Annotated in this window: 11 protein-coding genes; 4 read left to right on the top strand and 7 right to left on the bottom strand. The window is 61.9% G+C overall.

The genetic code is table 11. The annotated features are described in order from the left end of the window. Positions 1-15 precede the first annotated feature (15 nt). From GZ093_RS03650 to GZ093_RS03635, 4 genes are all read left to right on the top strand, one after another. Complete coding sequence (locus GZ093_RS03650) at positions 16-1,320, top strand: DUF3422 domain-containing protein (protein ID WP_296482262.1); 1,305 nt, start codon at positions 16-18, stop codon at positions 1,318-1,320. A 42-nt stretch (positions 1,321-1,362) separates the two neighbouring features. Continuing rightward, positions 1,363-2,292: a DMT family transporter gene (locus tag GZ093_RS03645; protein ID WP_296482259.1), complete on the top strand. Its 930-nt coding sequence runs from the start codon at positions 1,363-1,365 to the stop codon at positions 2,290-2,292. A gap of 429 nt (positions 2,293-2,721) precedes the next feature. Next, a complete protein-coding gene (locus GZ093_RS03640; RefSeq protein ID WP_296482256.1) occupies positions 2,722-7,710 on the top strand; it encodes a 2-oxoacid:acceptor oxidoreductase family protein in 4,989 nt (1,662 codons plus the stop codon). Next, the gene (locus GZ093_RS03635) at positions 7,707-10,550 is read left to right on the top strand and encodes a sulfide/dihydroorotate dehydrogenase-like FAD/NAD-binding protein (protein WP_296482252.1); all 2,844 of its coding nucleotides are present in this window, start codon (positions 7,707-7,709) and stop codon (positions 10,548-10,550) included. Before GZ093_RS03640 ends, GZ093_RS03635 begins: the two co-directional genes overlap by 4 nt. Before the next feature lie 58 nt (positions 10,551-10,608). Here GZ093_RS03635 and GZ093_RS03630 read toward each other — a convergent pair whose 3' ends face one another. The 7 genes from GZ093_RS03630 to GZ093_RS03600 all read right to left on the bottom strand — a co-directional run. Then, positions 10,609-11,310, bottom strand: a complete 702-nt coding sequence (locus GZ093_RS03630) for a nitrous oxide reductase accessory protein NosL (RefSeq protein ID WP_296482250.1) — start codon at positions 11,308-11,310, stop codon at positions 10,609-10,611. Positions 11,311-11,320: 10 nt separating this feature from the next. Next, positions 11,321-11,905, bottom strand: a complete 585-nt coding sequence (locus GZ093_RS03625; RefSeq protein WP_296482246.1) for a nitrous oxide reductase accessory protein NosL — start codon at positions 11,903-11,905, stop codon at positions 11,321-11,323. Next, positions 11,902-12,717: an ABC transporter permease subunit gene (locus GZ093_RS03620; protein ID WP_296482243.1), complete on the bottom strand. Its 816-nt coding sequence runs from the start codon at positions 12,715-12,717 to the stop codon at positions 11,902-11,904. Before GZ093_RS03620 ends, GZ093_RS03625 begins: the two co-directional genes overlap by 4 nt. Before the next feature lie 9 nt (positions 12,718-12,726). Next, on the bottom strand, positions 12,727-13,674 hold the full coding sequence (locus GZ093_RS03615) for an ABC transporter ATP-binding protein (RefSeq protein WP_296482239.1): 948 nt from the start codon (positions 13,672-13,674) through the stop codon (positions 12,727-12,729). Further along, the gene (locus GZ093_RS03610) at positions 13,649-14,926 is read right to left on the bottom strand and encodes a nitrous oxide reductase family maturation protein NosD (RefSeq protein WP_296482236.1); all 1,278 of its coding nucleotides are present in this window, start codon (positions 14,924-14,926) and stop codon (positions 13,649-13,651) included. Before GZ093_RS03610 ends, GZ093_RS03615 begins: the two co-directional genes overlap by 26 nt. After that, entirely contained in the window at positions 14,923-17,559 is a 2,637-nt protein-coding gene (locus tag GZ093_RS03605; RefSeq protein ID WP_296482233.1) for a NosR/NirI family protein, read from the bottom strand. Before GZ093_RS03605 ends, GZ093_RS03610 begins: the two co-directional genes overlap by 4 nt. Before the next feature lie 64 nt (positions 17,560-17,623). After that, positions 17,624-18,365 (bottom strand): cupredoxin domain-containing protein (locus GZ093_RS03600; RefSeq protein WP_296482230.1); only part of this gene is annotated, 742 nt, incomplete at its 5' end.

The raw sequence follows: 18,365 nt of genomic DNA, 5'->3' as shown, positions 1-18,365 counted from the left end.
CCGCAAGGAAGTCCCATGCCACTCAAAACCCATCTGCCATTGCGCTTGATCCAGCACCCGCAACGCGCGGCCCTGCACAACGAGGTTCACGCCCGCCCGCCGCAGGCGCTGGCGGCGCCCCTGGCGATCTCCCATGTGGTCATGCTGTGCGACGCGGCGCAGCGCGATGCCAGTCGCGCGCATGTGTCAGCGCTCTTACGCGACCACCACCTGCCGCTGCCTGATGCGCAGTCCAGTCACTTCCGGATGGACCTGGGCCGGTTCCACATTCGCTGGGAGCTGCACACCGAGTTTGTCAGCTGGACCTTCATGTGCCCGTTGCCCACCGCCCGTTTGGGCGAGATCGAGCCCGCGCAGGCGCTGGCCGCCGTGCCGCAAGACTGGCTGACGGGCTTGCCCGGACAGTGTTTGTGCAGCTTGCACCTGTGGGTGATTTCAAACCACACGCCGGGCACGTCGGCGCTGGTGAAGCAGGTGCTGCAGGAAGATACCTTGCTGGCCTCCAGCGTGGCCGGTGGGGGTGGTGAGGTCTACACCGACTTTGCCATGCATGCCGATGGCTTTTCACGCATGGTGCTGCTGGCCGGCAACCTGTCGCCGCGCCGATTGGGCCGCTTGGTGCAGCGCTTGCTGGAGATTGAAACCTACCGCATGGCGGCTTTGCTGGGCTTGCCCACGGCGCGCGAGGCGTCCAGCATCCTGGCCAGCGCCGAGCGTGAGCTGGCCGAGCTTGCCAGCGCCATTCGCAGTGCCAGCCCCGAGGATGAGCCGCTGCTGCTGGACCGCCTCACCAAGCTGGCCGGGCAGGTGGAGAGCCAGCACGCCGCCACGCATTCGCGCTTCTCGGCCAGCGTCGCTTATTTTGAGCTGGTGGACAAACGCATTGCAGAGATCAACGAGTCGGCGCTACCCGGCATGCAGACCATCGGTGAATTCATGGATCGGCGTTTGACCCCGGCGCGCAGCACCTGCGAGTGGGCCACCCGACGCCAGGACGCGTTGTCGCAACGGGTCTCGCGCATCAGCAACTTGCTGCGCACGCGGGTCGAGATTGAACAGCAGCAAAGCAGTCAGGCCTTGCTGGCGACCATGAACCAGCGGCAAGGCCTGCAACTGCAATTGCAATCGACGGTGGAGGGGCTGTCGGTGGCGGCCATCACCTATTACATCGTCGGTCTGGTGAGTTACCTGGCCAAGGGCGCGGCTCAGCTGGGCTGGCCCTGGAGCGGCGAAAGCACGGCGGCGGTGGCGATTCCGGTGGTGGCGCTGGGGGTTTGGTGGTCGCTTCGCCGCTTGCACTACAAGGTGTTCAAGAACTGAGCTGCACTGGCTTAGCCCGGTTCTCACGAATATATACAAATAATGGCTGTAGCCCCCGTATCAATTGAGTATGTAGCTCCTAAGAAAATAGCATTTGGACTGTTGCTGGCGGTGCTGGGCGCGATGGCGTTCAGCGGCAAGGCGATCATCGTCAAGCTGGCTTACCGCCATGGGGTGGACGCGGTCACGCTGATCATGTACCGCATGCTGTTTGCGCTGCCCATTTTTGCGTTGATGGCCTGGTGGGCCAGTCGCGGCAAGCCGGCGCCGACGGGCCAGGACTGGTGGGGCATTCTGGGCTTGGGTGTGACCGGCTATTACCTGGCCAGTTTTCTCGACTTTGCCGGTCTGGCCTATATCAGCGCCTCGCTGGAGCGCCTGATCTTGTACCTGAACCCGACGCTGGTGCTGCTGCTTGGACTGGTGCTGTACCAGCGCCATATCCAGCGTGCGCAGGGCTGGGGCATGCTGATCAGTTATTGCGGGGTGTTGCTGGTGTTCGGCCACGAGATCCAGTTTCAGGGCCGTGATGCGGCGCTGGGCGCTTTGCTGGTTTTTCTCAGTGCGGTCAGCTATGCGCTTTACATGACATTCAGCGGTGAGTTGGTCCAGCGGCTGGGCTCCTTGCGCCTGGTCGGGCTGGCCACCACCGTGGCCTGCTTGCTGTGCATTGGCCAGTTTGTGCTGCTGCGGCCCTGGAGCGCCGCGCTGGTGGCGCCCGAGGTGATCTGGCTCTCCATCCTCAACGCCACGCTGTGCACGGCCGCGCCGGTGCTGATGGTGATGATGGCGATTGAGCGCATCGGTGCCAGTCTGGCGGCGCAGGCTGGCATGGTCGGCCCGATGTCCACCATTTTGATGGGCGTCGTGATTCTGGGCGAGCCCTTCACCGCCTGGGTGGCGGCGGGCACGGTGCTCGTGGTGGCGGGGATATTTGTTTTCAGTCGTAGCGGGCGACCGGCATCCGCGTAAAGATCCGCTGAACAATCCAGTTTCAGCCTTGGTAGCTATTGCTTGATTTCCTGATGACGGAACTTCTTACCACTTGGCCGCTCAGAAAAAATATTTACTTATCAGAACTTTGATCTGTGCGTAAAACTAATTTGATTTACCTGTTCTTTGGAAGTGAATTTCATATACTGAGGCCTCACGGACAGGTGAGCGGCGCAATTACTCGTCTGCTGATTTTGGACGAGTGCCAAGCCATTTGCCTGTAGGTGGGCCGGAAAATATCCGGTCGCACCGTGAGCGGTTTTCAGTCTGGAGCTCCTGATGCACCGGGCTTGGCGCCGCGCCGATTGAGTTTGTAGAGCCTGCCTGTGTGTTTTGCGTGTTGTCAAAGCGCGAATCATCCATCCTGGGCGTTGAAATCAACTGACACAAGATGAGACACACAGCAAGATGAATACCAACAAGGCTAAATACCCCGGCATCCCCAACGTTATCCACGGCAACGGCGCGGTCGCCTACGTCATGAACCATGTCTGCGGCGGTGTCATCGGCTACCCCATCACCCCGTCGACCGAAATCGCCGAGATTTACGAGGCATTCCGGGCGGAGGGCGGCATCAATGTCTGGGGCAAACACCCGTTTTTCTTCGGCCCGGAGGGCGAGCATTCGGCCCAAAGCGGTGCGCTGGGGGCCGCCTTGACGGGTGGACAGTTCATTTCCAACGCCTCGTCGAGCCAGGGCATTTTGTACGCGCTGGAATCGCATTACGTCACCGTCGGCAAAAAGGTCGGTGGCTTTGTGCTGCAGGTCGCCGCGCGCGTGGTGTCCAAACATTCGCTCAACGTCATGGCCGGTCATGACGACGTTTATGCGTTGATGTCCTCGGGTTACACCATTTTGTTTGGTGCCAACCCGCAGGAAGCGGCTGACCTGGCGGCCATTTCTTACCGCGTGGCCTCGCTGTCGCTGATTCCAGTGGCCAACGCCATGGACGGTTTTGCCACCAGCCACATGCTGTGTGAAGCGCTGATGCCCGAGCCCGAGCTGCTGGCCGAGTACCTGGGCGACCCGGCCGGGCGCATCAAGGCGCCGACGCTGGCGCAGGAAATGCTCTACGGTGCCAGAGGCCGGGTGGTCCAGTTGCAGCAGTACCTGACGCGCCGTCAGGCGGACTTGACGCCGGCCAGTCTGTCAGAGTTGAACAGTTTTCTGGGTGCCAACGCCGCCGAGGTAGAACAAGACAACGCGTGTCAACTCGTCGCCCGGACGCTGAGCTGGCTGCCCGAAGAATTGCACGGGCAATGGCAGCGCCAGTGGGTCAACGCTTTTGAGAAAGGCACGCGCCAGTTGGTGCCCGCGCTGGTGGATGTGAATAACCCGGGGCTCACCGGCGCCGTGCAAAACCAGGCAGACTTTCAGGCCGGTGCGGTCGATCACCGCACCCACTTTGTCAACGCGGTGCCTGGCATCGTGCGCCAGGCGATGGACGAATACAGCGCATTGACCGGGCGCCAGTACGCGCCGGTGCAGACCTTTATGTGTGACGATGCCGACACCGTGATGGTGGGCCTGGGCTCGGTCACGGACGACGTCGAGGCGGTGGTCAGCCACCTGCGCGGCTTGGGCCAGAAGGTGGGCCTGATCGCCATCAAAATGCTGCAGCCCTTCCCGGAAGGCGAGCTGGTCGCTGCGCTGCAAGGCAAAAAGGCGGTCACCGTATTGGAGCGTTCGGATCAGACCGCGCTCACCGGCCTGGTGACGCAGGCCTTGTTCAAGGCGCGCGAAAATGCCGCGCAGTTGCGTCACCCCGGCATCCCGGCACTCAGCGCCAGCCCCGTACTGACCACGGCGATCTTTGGTCTGGGCGGCCATGATTTGCAGCCACGCCATTTGATTGCGGCCTTCAAGAACATGCAAGACGGCAAGGTGGCGCCCTTGATCTACCTGGGCTCCCAGTTCTTCTCGGCGACCGCGTCGCCGCGTGTGGCTGAACTGCAGGCGCGCCTGAAGCTCGCGTACCCGGAAACCGAGATGATGGCGCTTGAAACGCAAGCCAACCCGAAGCTGCTGCCCGATGCCGGTTTTCGGGTGCGTTTTCACTCGGTCGGCGGCTACGGCACCATTGCCTCGGGCAAACTGCTGACCGATATCCTGGCCGGCGTGCTGGAGATGCATTCCAAGTCGGCGCCCAAGTATGGCTCCGAGAAGAGCGGGGCACCGACCAACTACTACATCACCCTGAGCCCGGAGCCGGTCAAGATCACCAACGCCGAACTGGAGGATGTGGAAGTTGTCATCGCCCCGGATCACAAGGTGTTCAGTCACACCAATCCGCTGCTGGGGCTGGTCGCCGGTGGCACCTTTATCTTGCAGTCGAACGCGACAGCCGAAGAGGTCTGGCAAGAGCTGCCGGCCCAGGCGCGCAAGACCATTCGCGCGCGCAGCATCAACTTCTTCATCGTGGATGCCTTTGCCGTGGCCAAAAAGCATGCGCCAACGCCGGAGCTGGCGACCCGCATGATGGGCATCGCCTTTATCGGCGCTGTCGCCGGTCACGTCAGTCAGGTCTCAAACGGCGCCGCGCCGGAGGTGATCCTGGAGAAAGTCCGCCAGCAAATCGCCAAGAAATTTGGCGGCAAGGGCGGCGCGGTGACGGAGGGCAACATGGCGGTCATCCGCGAGGGCATTGAGGCCACGCAAAAAGTGGATTACGCGCTCGATGCGTTTGCGCGTATCGACGCCAGGCCCGCGCCAATTGCGATTCACGATGCGTCGCTGTCGGCGTCGATGTGCCAGAGCGCAGGCAGCTCAAGCTGCGCAGGCATGTTTGACCGTGAATACTACGACGACATGGTGCTCAACCCGTTCCGCGAAGGCGCCATTGGCGAAGCCCCGGTGCTGCCCGGCACCGGGCTGTTCATGCCCGCGGGCAGCGCAGGCGCCAAGGACAAAGGGCTGTTTCGCCGCAGCGTGCCCGAGTTCAAGGCCGATTTGTGCACCGGCTGCATGGAGTGCGCGCTGGTCTGCCCGGACGGTGCCATTCCTAACAGCGTGCATGACATTCATGAGTTGCTGCTCACGGGCATTGGCCAACTCGAGCTCCCACCGGCCCAGCATGAGGTCATGCGCGGCCATGTCTATGCGCTGACTGAAGGCGTGCGTGAGGCTTACCGCCAGAGCAAACAAGCGCGGCCGTTCCATGAGCTGGTGGCCGAAGCGGCGACCAGTCTTGAAACCGACAACGTCACCGTGCTTCGTAATTTCACCAAGCTGATCGACGCCTTGGCGCTCTATCCGGTGGCGCGCACGCGGCCGTTTTTCGATGCCATGGAGAAGGCCAAGCCGGGCAGCGGCGCGCTCTACGGCGTCAGCGTGGATCCGTGGAAATGCACCGGTTGTCTGGAATGTGTGGAGGTTTGCGGCCCGGGTGCCTTGGTCACCCGCGAACAGGATGCGGCCCTGCTGCAAACCCTGCAACAGCGCTTTGATTTTCTGAGCAAGACGCCCAACACGCCGGCGCGCTTTGTGGCCGATGCGATCAAGCCCGGCGGCGAGATCAAGCGCCTGCTCCTTGATCGCGCCAACTACTACAGCACCACCGGCGGCCACGGCGCCTGCCGTGGCTGTGGCGAAGTCACCGCCACCCGTCTGGTCATGGCGACCAGCCACGCTATTGCCGACAAACGACAGCGCGAGCATATCCATGAGTTGGAGAGCCTGATTGACGGCATGAAGGACAAGCAGGCGACACTTGCTGATGACGCAGAGCGCCAGCAACGCCTTGGGGCGCTCATCAGCACGCTGGAAAAGAGGCTCTATCTGTACGAGAGCGGCCCGACCGGCAACGGCCCGGCCGGCACGGTGGTGGCCAATTCGACCGGCTGCAGCAGTGTCTACGCCTCCACCTTTCCGTTCAACGCTTTCAAGGACCCTTGGGTCAACAGCCTGTTCCAGGACGCGCAGCCGCTGGCCAAAGGTATCTTTGAGGGCATTGCAGCGCAGACCGTCGGCGACGTGCGGGCGCTGCGCCTGGCGCGGCTGGAACTCGCCGATGCTTACGACGCGTCAACCCACGACCTCGCCTTGCGCATGTTGTCGTGGGAGCAGTTCAGTGCGGCGGAGCTGGGCCTGATGCCGACTGTGATCACCATCGGTGGCGACGGCGCCACCTACGACATCGGTTTTGGCGCGCTGTCGCGCATTCTGATGAGTGGCACGCCGCTTAAAGTCCTGGTGCTCAATACCGGCTCTTATTCCAACACCGGCGGCCAAGCCTCCACGTCGAGCTTTGTGGGGCAGGACTCTGACCTGGCGCGCTTTGGCAGCACCGCGACGGGCAAGCACGAGTCGCGCAAGGAACTCGGCCTGATAGCAGCATTCCACTCCAATGTGTTTGTGTGCGCCACCAGCACCGCGCTGCAAGGCCACTTTCTGAAGAACACGATGGAGTGCCTGTCTTACACCGACGGGCCCGCCGTGCTGGATGTGTACACCCCGTGCCAGGGCGAGCAGGGCATTGGCGATGGCGCATCGTCCGAGCGCTCGCGCTTGGCGGTCGAGAGCCGCATGAGCCCGGTGTTCGTGCATGACCCGCGCCGTGGCAGCACGCTGCACGACTGGTTCTCGCTCGAAGGCAACCCCGATCCGCTGCAGACCTGGGCCACAACGACGCTGGAATACCAGGATGACGAAGGCCAGCTCAAACTAATGAGCATGGCGCTGACACCGGCACACTTTGCCTTGGGTGAAGTGCGCTTCAAGAAGCAGTTTCACAAGCTCGGCGCCGACGATGCCAATGCAGTGCCGGTCGAAGCCTATGTTGAGTTGCCCAAGGCCGAGCGAGCGGGCAAGACCGCGTTCATCTGGTCCACCGATGCCAAGCAGCGCCTGATCAAGATCGCCGTGGCCGAGGCCATCGTCGCGCTGGTTGAAGAGCGGCGCAAATACTGGCATTTGCTGCAATTCCTGGACGGCCAGCATGTGGCCAAGATGGACGAGAGCCATCGCACAGGCATGGCCGCCTTGCAAGCGCAGTACCTTGATTCGGTGACGCAGCGCGACAGCTCGCTTGACTCGTTTGCGCGTGCCATGTCCGAGCTGGCCGCCGCCAGCAAGGCGCCGGTTGGCAGCGCCCGCGTGATCCCCATCATGGCGCTGCCTGCAAGCGCTGGCAGCGCCGCGGCCAGCCCCGCCGTTGGTGCTGCGGCTGAAGCGCTCGTCACTTACGACATCGCTGACCAGGTCAAATGCACCGACTGCAAGACTTGCTACCAGGATTTGCCGGAGCTGTTCGAGAAAATCCGCATCGTCGTTGATGGCGAGTCGCGTGATGTGGGCCAGCTGATTGCTGGCGCCATGGAGCGCATCAAGGTCACGCCCGAGTTGAAGAGCCGCATCAAGCGGGTGGCTGCCAATTGCGACGCGGAGATTATTCTGTGAGTACCGACAGCCTGAACCCAGCCAGCGGCGACGAGTTGGGCCGCTACGTCAGCGCGAGCCGCACGCTCGATGCCACGCGCTCGCAAATCGACGCGCTGGAGCAAACCGAAGCGGTCGAGACCTTCCATCGACAGTTGGCGCTGTTGCGGCGTCGCCTGCTCAGTGAACCGCAGGCGTTTCGGGACATCTTCATCGCTGACGGCAGCGAGGCCATGGTCTGGGAGTTTCAGCAAGACGAGCTGGGCCCCGATTTCACCCGCACGCTGTGGGCCTTGATGCTGCGTGACGACGACACCAGCAAAGTGCTGATGCGCTTTGTCTGGAACGTGCCGCTCAAGCTCAAGCGCAAATTTGTGCGTGCCATCGACACACATTTGTCAGAGCGCTACCCGATGTTCAAGGGCCTGTCGGAAAACTGGCCGGCGGAAAATTACATTCCACCCTTTATGCGTGACGCTGTGGAGCGCTCGCAAGACTTCGGCCTGGTCAACCAGGGTTACCTGGGCTACATGAGCCAGGGCTACAGCGCACGCGAGGTCGAGATGTTTGTCTGGCTGGAAGCGCTGCGCGACAAACAATGTGAAGACAAACCGTGCGAGCTGGGTCTGCATGTGGCAGGCCAAGCCGAGCCCAAGGGCGGCTGCCCAGTCAAGATTCATATCCCGGAAATGCTGGAATTGCTGGGGACCGGGCGCTTTCGCGAAGCGATGGAACTGATCGAAAACTGCAACCCCTTGCCCAATGTAACCGGGCGCGTCTGCCCTCAGGAATTGCAGTGCCAGGGCGTTTGCACGCACCAGAAGCAGCCGATCGAGATCGGTCAGATTGAGTGGTACTTGCCGCAGCGCGAAAAGCTGGTCAATGCCGAGGGCATTGCGGCGCGCTTTGCCAACATGCCCGACCCCTGGGCCAAAGCCGACAAGCCGCCGGTGGCGGTGGTGGGCTCCGGCCCGGCCGGGTTGATCAATGCGTACTTACTCGCCTCCGAGGGTTTCCCGGTGACGGTGTTCGAGGCCTTTCATGCCCTGGGCGGCGTGTTGCGCTACGGCATCCCTGAGTTCCGGCTACCCAACGACCTGATCGACGATGTGGTTGGCAAAATCAAGCTGCTCGGCGGCAAGTTCGTCGCCAACTTTGTGGTGGGCAAAACGGCGACGCTCGAAGACCTGAAACAAGCTGGTTTTTGGAAAATATTCATCGGCACCGGCGCCGGTCTGCCGCGTTTTATGAACGTGCCCGGCGAGCACCTGCTCAACGTCATGTCGGCCAACGAGTTCCTGACGCGCGTGAACCTGATGCAGGGCCTGCACCAGGACTACGAGACACCCTTGCCGGAGACGCGCGGCAAACGCATCATGGTCATCGGCGGCGGCAACACGGCGATGGATGCCGCGCGCACGGCACGACGCTTGGGCGGCCTGGTCACCATCGTCTACCGCCGCACGCAGGCCGAAATGCCGGTGCGGGTCGAGGAATTGCACCATGCGTTCGAAGAAGGCATTGAGCTCAAAGAGCTGCGTGCGCCGCGTGAGTTTGTCGGCGACGACAAGACGCATTTTGTGACCCACAGCCTGCTGGATGTGATCGCGCTGGGCGCGCCCGATTCCTCGGGCCGGCGCAGTCCGGTGAGCACCGGCGAGTCCGAGTCGATGGCGGTGGACCTGGTCATCATGGCGCTGGGCAACACACCCAACCCGATCATCAAAGACTCCGAGCCCAGCCTCAAGACGACCAAGTGGGGCACCATTGATGTGGCTGCTGGCTCGCAACAGACGTCGCTGCCGGGGGTGTATTCGGGTGGTGATGCAGCGCGTGGCGGCTCCACGGCGATTCGCGCCGCCGGTGACGGTCAGGCCGCCGCGCGTGAAATCGTCGGTGACATCAACCTGAGTGCGGACGAGATCAGTGCCATGGTCAGGAGCGCTGCGCACTACACCAAAATGGGTGCGGCGCCGCAGACGATTTTGCAGAAGATTGATCTGGCCGACGGGATTGTCGAGTTCATCGTGCATTCGCCGCTGGTGGCCAAATCGGCGCAGGCCGGCCAATTCGTGCGCGTGTTGCCGTGGGACAAGGGCGAGCTCATTCCGCTCACGCTGGCGGACTGGGACGCGACAGCCGGTACCATTTGCCTGGTGGTGCAAGCCATGGGCGCCAGCAGTATCGCTATCAACCATATGAAGGTGGGCGATGCCTTTACCGGTATCGCCGGCCCGCTGGGCCTGCCCAGCGCCTTGCACCGCTATGAAGGCCAGCAGACGGTGGTGTTCACTGCCGGTGGCCTGGGCTTGCCGCCGGTTTACCCGATCATGCGGGCGCATCTGCGCCTGGGCAACCACGTCACGCTGATTGCGGGCTTTCGCAATGCCGACTTGCTGTTCTGGGTCAAGGCGGGCGAGCGCGTGAGCCAACTGCAAGCCGAATTCCCCGATTTGCTCGACGTGATCTACACCAGCAACGACGGCAGCTTTGGCGCGAAGGGTTTTGTCACCACGCCGCTCGAAGCCATGCTCAGGGATGGGCAGACCAGCAAGGGCCGTAACATTGCCGAAGTCGTCACCATTGGCCCGCCGCTGATGATGCGTGCCGTCAGTGATATGACCAAACCCTATGGGGTGAAGACCGTCGCCAGCCTGAACTCGATCATGGTCGACGCCACCGGCATGTGCGGCGCCTGCATGGTGCCCGTGACGATTGACGGCAAAATGGTGCGCAAGCACGCCTGCGTTGACGGCCCCGAGCTCGACAGCCACATCATCGACTGGGACAAGTTTTTGCCGCGCTTTAACCAGTTCAAGCCGCAGGAGCAGGCCAGCCGGGTCACGCACGGGTTTGCCTGAGGGTGCTGGGAGACGCTTGGATGTGTCAGCGCAGCGTCGTCCATGACGCTGCGGTCTATCAACCAGTGCCGGTCAGTCCCAAATGCTTCCTGATTAGCGCATGCTGTGTGTGAGTCGACCGCGTGTTCAAGGCGTCTAGCAGGGCCGGACTGATTTTCCCGGCGGTCAGCACTTTCCCGCCACGCTGCTGGGTGAAGCGCTGGGCCGCCGTTTCACTGGCAAATGCAGGCAGGTTGCCATTGCGCATCGGCCCCAACGCAGTCGAGCCCTGCACGTAAAAGGCTTGCCTGGCAGGCGTCCAATGACCGGACTCGGTGTCCGTAACATAGGTGGTCGCCACCTCGCTGGCATTGCGCCCCGGGCTATAGCGCGTCACTGCGTTCAGGTAAAGGTAGAGGCTCAGCGGCGAGTCAAAAAAGTGGGCATCGCCATTGCTGAAGATCAGCTGTGCCGCCCATTGCGGCGTGCGTGCCGGGTACATGCCGCAGACCGGGCAGCGCGCGTCTTTTGGAATGGTGCGCGCTGCCAGTAGCGGCAAGCCGGAGGCCGGGTCGTAGGCCTGTGGCGCCGCCATGACACAAATGTCGACGGGCAGGGTGGCGATGGTGCTGCTATTTGCGCGAATCAGCAGCGGGGCAGCCAGCAGCAGTGTCGCCACGCTCAAAAGCACGACGATCAGGCGCGTGTGGGTTCCTTGCCGACCTGTCGATGCGCCGGACCATGCGGATCGAAATCGAAAGAGCAGCCCCTTGCGCGTCATGCCCTGGCGCTCACATCCGGGTGTCGTGCAGCGCACCGCCGCTCAGGTCCACCACATCGGGCTTGACCTCGGCATAGCGCAACAGTTTGCCGCCCCATTTCCCGGCAAATTCTTTGGCATCAGACTCCTGCGCGAAGCTGGCAATCGTCGGCCCCATCGAGCCATGGCGTTTGCTACCCAATACATAGAAACCGCTCTTGGCGTCCATCCAATTGCCGCGCGGCTGGTCCCAGTCGGCCTTGCCCATGTCTTGCACATACACCGCCAGCACCTTGCGCACCTGTTCGGGCTGCAGCATGGTGTTGAATAGTTCCACCGTGTCGCAAAAGAACACCGGCGCGGGCGCACCGGCATAGTGTATTTGCCCCTTGGGGCCGGGGTAGTCGCCCAGCAGCATGCCGTCGAGTTCGCAGGAGGTCGAGGCGTCAATCTCCACGGGGGCCAGCGGCCGGGCGTCGTCAGCGCGGTCGCCGCAACCCGCGAGGCTGCCCAGGGATCCCAATGCAGCCAGGGCCGCAAGACCGAGCAGTTGGCGGCGCGCGCCGCAGGTTGCGTCGACGGGGGTGTGGCGACGGCAGGAACAGGTGAAGTTCATGATTTAAATCTCCAACGTGCCAGTGCAAGCGGCACAACAATCCAGGCCAACATGACCGAGCCCATCAACCAGGGCTTGGCCAGGGCAGGCGGCACGATGGTGGCCAGGCCATACAAGGTGCGAACATCTTCCAGCGTAAACACATTGAGAATGCGAAACACATCTGCCGGGTTGAGCAGCAACATGTATGCGAATGCGTCGCCACCGTAGGCGCCGCCCGTGCCCACCAGCCCCGCCAGCAGCAGCAGGTCAAACACCAACACAAAGAAGAACCACAGTGCAATCGCCAGCCCCGAGGCGCGCGTGCGCTCACGTGCAATCACCGACATCAGCACCGCAAGACTCAGGAAAACCAGACCCAGCAGCACCGAGCTGATCATGAACCCCAGGTAGTGGTACAAACCCGGCCAACTGAACTGCTGAAACAGCAAGATTGCCACCAAGCCAAAGCCCGCCAACGTAGAGAGCGTAAGCGCCGCCGCCAGCCCCAGGTACTTGCCAAGCAACAACTCAAGCCGCGTGATGGGCAAAGACAACAACAGGTCCAGCGACCCGCGTTCGCGTTCACCGACGACTGCATCAAAGCCCAGTAACAAGGCGATCAACGGAATCAGGTAGATCACCAGACTGACCAGGCTGGCGATGGTGAACTCGATCGAGCGCAAGCCCAATTGGCCTTGTTGGGCGCCGCCAAAGTAGGCAATCACCAGCGAGAACACAGTGAACACCAGGGCCACGGCCAGAACCCAGCGATTGCGTATGCGGTCGCGGAATTCTTTCGCGGCCAGTGTCAGGATTTGGGTCAGTTCCATCGTGTTACCTCAATCCGAAAAACCAAAAAAAACATCTTCCAACGAAGGCTCCTGGATTTTCAGATCCAGCAGTTTGGCACCCAGGCCCATGAGCGCGCCCAGCACGGCCATCTTGGCCTCGCGCGGGCAGCTTATCCGCAGCCCATCTGCGCTCGGTGTACTGCTCACTGCCGGAAGATGGGCGACCAGCTGCTGCGCCGCCAGCACATCGACGGGCGCCAAACGCAATGCCAGGCAAAGCGGCAGGTGCATCTGGTTGCGCAATTCCTGCACGCTGCCCAACGCCTGAATTTTGCCGGCCGACATGATGGCGAGTCGATCCACCCGTTCCTGCAACTCGGCCAGGATGTGCGAGGTGATCAGGATGGTGACCCCGTCATCGCGCAGGCCGCGCAATGTCGCGTAGAAGTCGCGTATGGCTTGCGGGTCCAGGCCGTTGGAAGGCTCATCCAGAAACAGCACGCTGGGTTTGCCCAGCAGTGCCTGGGCAAACCCCAGACGCTGGCGCATGCCCTTGGAATACTCTCGCAACGGGCGCGACGCGGCATGCGCCAAGCCGACCCGCGCCAAGGTAGGCGCACATTGCGCACTCGGCGCGCCCTTGAGTTTGGCAAAGAAACGCATCGTCTCAAGGCCACTCAAGTTGTCATACAGCACCACGTTCTCGGGCAGGTAGCCAATGTGGCGGCGTGCAGCCCGAAAGTCGCGCCCGCGTACCGATGCGCCACCAATCAGGATCTCGCCCGCGCTGGGCTCGATCAGCCCCAGCATCATCTTGAAGAGTGTGCTCTTGCCGGCGCCGTTGTGACCGATAAGGCCAAATATTTCACCACGTTGCACGGTCAGGTCCACACCGTCCACCGCGTGCAGGGCACCGTAGTACTTGGCAACGCCGCGAGCTTGAATCGCGGGGCCGCCCAAATCCGGCGGGTTACTGGCCAGGGTAATGTTTGTCACGCCACTCACTCCATTGCTTGTTGTTCGGTTGCATACGCGGTTTGGGATCGACCACGCTGGGCACGCGCAGTATCGGGAACTGTTGGCCGACCAGGCGCAGGGCTTGTACTGCGGGGCTGGCCAGCAGCAGTTTCATGCTGGGGTAGCGCCAGTTCAGCCGGTCCACCATGTCATTGGCCTCGTAGCGCACATCGCCGAGGCCATTGCCATCGCGATCCCAACCCAGGTAATTGTTCCAGTGGTTGCCGCTTTTGGCGCCCCACACCTCATCGCGCGCGCCAACATAGCGCACCTGCTCGCGGTTGGCGATGAAGTCGTTGCCCTCGACCACATTGCGCGTCGAGCCGGCTGACAGGTGCACACCCACGACGTTGTCCACCACCAGGTTATTTTTCAGCTCAACATACTCGACGTCGTAGATGAAAAAACCTCGGTTGTTGCCCGCCACCACATTGCCCTCGACCACCGAGTCCTGGACCGAGCGCAGCATGATGCCGTGGTCGGAGTTGCCCCAGGCGCGATTGTTGCGCACGGTCTGCTCGCGTACCTCCATCAGTGCCAAGCCGCCCCGGTTGTAGTAGCTGTCGTTGTCTTCCCACAGGTTGTAGTAGGAGGTCATGTAGTGCGAGCCATAGCGGCTGTGGTGCAACTTGTTGCCCCGGAACACCGCGTGGTGCGACACGTCCACATAGAGCGCGTCGCGCACGAAGCTGATGTTGTTGTCGATGATTTTCGCGCCCTGCGTGTTGTAGAGCTGGATGCCATTGCCCCGCTGCGCCGAGTTGAAATCGCGCTTGCCGGTGATGGTGTTGCGTTCAATGCGCACATCCTTCACCTTCTCGATCCACAGGCCGAACAGGTTGTACGTCAGGTCGCAGTGCTGCACCACGGCACGGTGCGCACCGGGATAGAGGTAGATGCCGGCGTTCTGGTTTTGCAGGCTGCTGCCAGAATCACGCACGATCAAACCTTCAATCGTGACGTCTGGCGCTGTCACGCGGATGGTGTCACCCGTCAAACCGCCATCGATGGTGGGTCGGTTCAGGCCGCGCAACGTCAGCGGCTTGTCAATCAGCAGGTTGGCACGGTAGTGGCCACGCTGCACCTCGATCACGTCGCCGGGCGCAGCGCTGGCAATGGCGGTCTGCAGGTCCTGCCCCGGCTGCACCACTACTGTGGCGGCATGCAGCGCAGGCAGGCCCGTCAGGTCCAGCGCTGCGGCGCAGACCGCAGCGCACACAAAGCGCCTCATGGCACCAGCCAACCCATCGACTTGAACACCAGGAACAACGCGGCGCCAATCATCAGGTTCTTGAAGCCAACATAACTCACCATGTCCACCACGCCGGCCTGGCGGTAGTGGTCGCGCCACCACAGGCCGTCCTTGACGTATCGCTTGCCCGACAGGCGGATCAGCACCTCATAGACGCTCCAGCCAAACCACCAGCCAATGATGGCGCCAGAAGACAAGGTGCCCATGGCATTCATCACCCAGGCCACCGTGGCCGCGATGGCCAGCGAGATGCCCGCCATTTGCAGTGCACGCTGCGAGCGCCAGCCATCGGCACTCCAGGGCCACAGGTGATCGCGCACTTCCAGCCACAACCACTGCAGGCCATGTGCGCCATTCTTGTGCGCGGGCAGCACGGGCGGCGTGGGCATGCGCGGGTCAGGACCGTTCACAGCCTTTGCGCTGATCTGCTCGGTGAAGCTGGTGGCGGGGTAGATTGGGATGAAATAGCCGTTCTTGCCGATTGGCGTCATTTCCAGGCCATCCTTTTCGCGGCGCTTGCGCTCTTTGGCCAGCGGCGGACAGCCCTTGGTGTCGGTGTACAAAATCATGCAGTCCAGGCAGTGCAGGCATTCGCGGTGGTCAATGCGGCCGTCGGCGTCGATTGCCTGTGCGCCGCAGCCCACGGCGCAGGCCTTGCAGCTATTGCAGTCCTGCTTGCGTTTGAGGCCAAACCAGCGGAAGGTGCTGGGCATGGCCAGCGACGCGCCCAGAGGGCAAATGTACTTGCAGTAAGGTCGCTCGATGAAGATCGACAGGCCCAGGATGGCAGCCACAAACAGGCCGTAAGGCCACGGGCGGTTCAAGATGCCGACCAGGAAGGTGGTCTTGAAGGGCTCGACCTCGGAGAGCTTTTCAGCCAGGCCCATGGAGAACATCGACACCGCGATGAGGCCAAAGAAGATGATGTACTTGAGCCATTTCATCCGGTCGTGCCAGCGCTGGGGCACCTGCCCCTGGAAACGCTTGAATCCCACCACGCTCGCCACCTTGAAAATGGCCTCCGACAGCGAACCAAACGGACACATCCAGCCGCAGAACAGGCCGCGTCCGAACAGGAACACAGTGACGATGATGAAAATCCAGAACAGGAAAATGAACGGATCAGACAGAAACAGCGACCAGGTCCACTGGAACAAAAGCGCATGGAACCAGGTCAGCACCTGGGTGATGGACGGCTGCGCCATGACGCCGAAACCCACGAACACGATGGAGAGGCCCCAGGCGGTGTACTTGAAGGCGTTGACTGGCCACTTGTTTTTGTGAGTTGAAAGGCGCGTGAGCCGCTCGCGGTACGCATAGACCACGCCCACCGTCACCAGCAGCACGATGAACAGGCTAATTTCAACCGCACGTGATTTCCAGATGCGGACCCAAGGCGCATCGGGCTCAACCACCTTGGGTCGGCCACCGTCGAGCATGGACGCAGGCAGCCAGTAGGGTGTGTCAAAGCTGGTGAAACTCCGGGCGCCGGTGGCGCGATCGACGCGGTTACCCAGCAGGCTCAGTTTCCAGGGGTAGGCATCTGAAAACGCCGGGGAACGGATGATGAAGATGGCCGATTCGTTGAAGCTGGGCGAGCCTGTGGCTTGCACGCCATAAAGGTTCAAATAATCGAGGTCGCGGAAGGTGAACGAATCAGTGCCCTGCCTGACCTGCACACGGTCGTACAGGCCACCGCGCACAAAGCCCGAGCCCTTGAACGACTCGCGTCCGGCGGTGCGGATGATGAAGATGGCGTGTTCGTTCTCTTTGAGCTGCAGCTTGAGGTTGCCCCAGCTGGTGGCGCCGAGCACACTTTTGCCAATGTCGGGGTGGCTGAGGTCGCCAAACCACAGTTCGATGAAGGGGTAGGTGCTGCGTTCCTGGCCCAGCTGTTCAGGCATGACGCGCAGGTGCTGCACGGCGCCCCGCTTCACCAGTTCGTCCCAGGTGAGCGCATCGCCAGTCACTTTGTAGCGCGCCGGCTGACGCACGGTTGGCGCCAGAATGCCGACCTGCTTCGCCACAGCCGAACCCGAGGCCATCATGACCTGGTTTTGCGCAATCACCGTGACGGTGGCGCCGGAGATGGCGTCTAGTCCCACCACGTCCTCGTCGGGGCGTGATTGGCCAATTTCAATCTTGTCAGCGATCGACTTCCCGAGGTACTGGTCGTTGAATTTCAGCAGCGCGGACTCGGGGATGCCCAGCAGCAGGATGGGCTCGGAATGTTTGAGCACCTTGACGCCGACGAAGTGGCCGGTCTTGTCCATGCCGATCAGCGTGACCACGGGCTTGCCTGAGTAGGCGGGGGTGTCGGTGATGTCGGTCGAGAGCATCACATAGCCAAGCAATTGGCGGCATTCACCGGCCTTGTCGTAGGCCTCAACGTAGGGCGGCTGGCCCTTGCGTTCTGAAAAATGGTTGGCGCCCGGGAACACATCCTTGCATGGCAACAGCGCGCACATGTCCTTGGCGGTCGCCAGTCCGGCCGGAAGTTCAGCCTCGTAGGAGCCCGTGCCTGCCGCCTGTACGTCTGGAGAGAGTGGAGTGAGCGCAACGAGAAGCGCGATCCAAAGAATCGACAGAAGGCGGAATTTCGGCAAGAGCATCGGATATCCAAACAAGAAAAGGGGCAGCGCAGCCCGGTGGCCACGCTGCCCCAAGCGAGATTTTTTAAGCCTCGACCAGCATGCGCGAGCGCATTTCAAGGTGCAGCGCATGGCAGAAGTTGGTGCAGTAGCACCAGTACACGCCCGGCTTGTCTGCAATGAAGGTGACCGACTTGGTCTCCTGCGGGTTGACGATGAAGTTGATGTCGTACTTTGGAATCGCGAAACCGTGGGTCAGATCTTCCACCTTGTCGAGGTTGGTGAGGATGATGGTCACCTCATCGCCGCGCTTGACCGTCCACTCGCGCAGGCCGAAGGTAGGGGCCTGGGAAGTCAGGTACACAGTGACCGTCTTGCCCTTGCGCTCCACGCGGCAGTCCTTGGCGTCCTTGACGGCGTTCGGGAACTCGTTGATGTCGTACACCTGGCGCGTGCGAATGAGGTTGCGCGGGATGATGATGGAGTCGTGCGGCTCGGAATACACCGAGTGGTCGGCCACCAGCTTCATCTTGTCGCCGCTGATGTCGATCAGCTGCGCCGTCTCGGGGTGCAGCGGGCCGACGGGCAGGAAGCGGTCCTTGGAGAACTTATTGTCCGACAGGAAGTATTTGCCGTCGGCATCCTTGGTTTCACCCATTGAGGTGAAACCGTGCCCTGGCTGATACTGCACGTCCAGACGGTCCACCACCGGCTTGGCAGTCTTGTCGCCCTGGAAAGACTTGATGGCGGCTTCGACATTCCATTTGACGATCTGGCTGTCGAGGAACAGCGTGGTGTAGGCATTGCCGCGGCCGTCAAAGCCGGTG

The organism is Rhodoferax sp. (genome assembly GCF_010365055.1).
Classification (GTDB): domain Bacteria; phylum Pseudomonadota; class Gammaproteobacteria; order Burkholderiales; family Burkholderiaceae_C; genus Rhodoferax.
The sequence above is the reverse complement of the archived record's forward strand: the minus strand, read 5'-3'. Positions and strand labels throughout refer to the sequence as shown.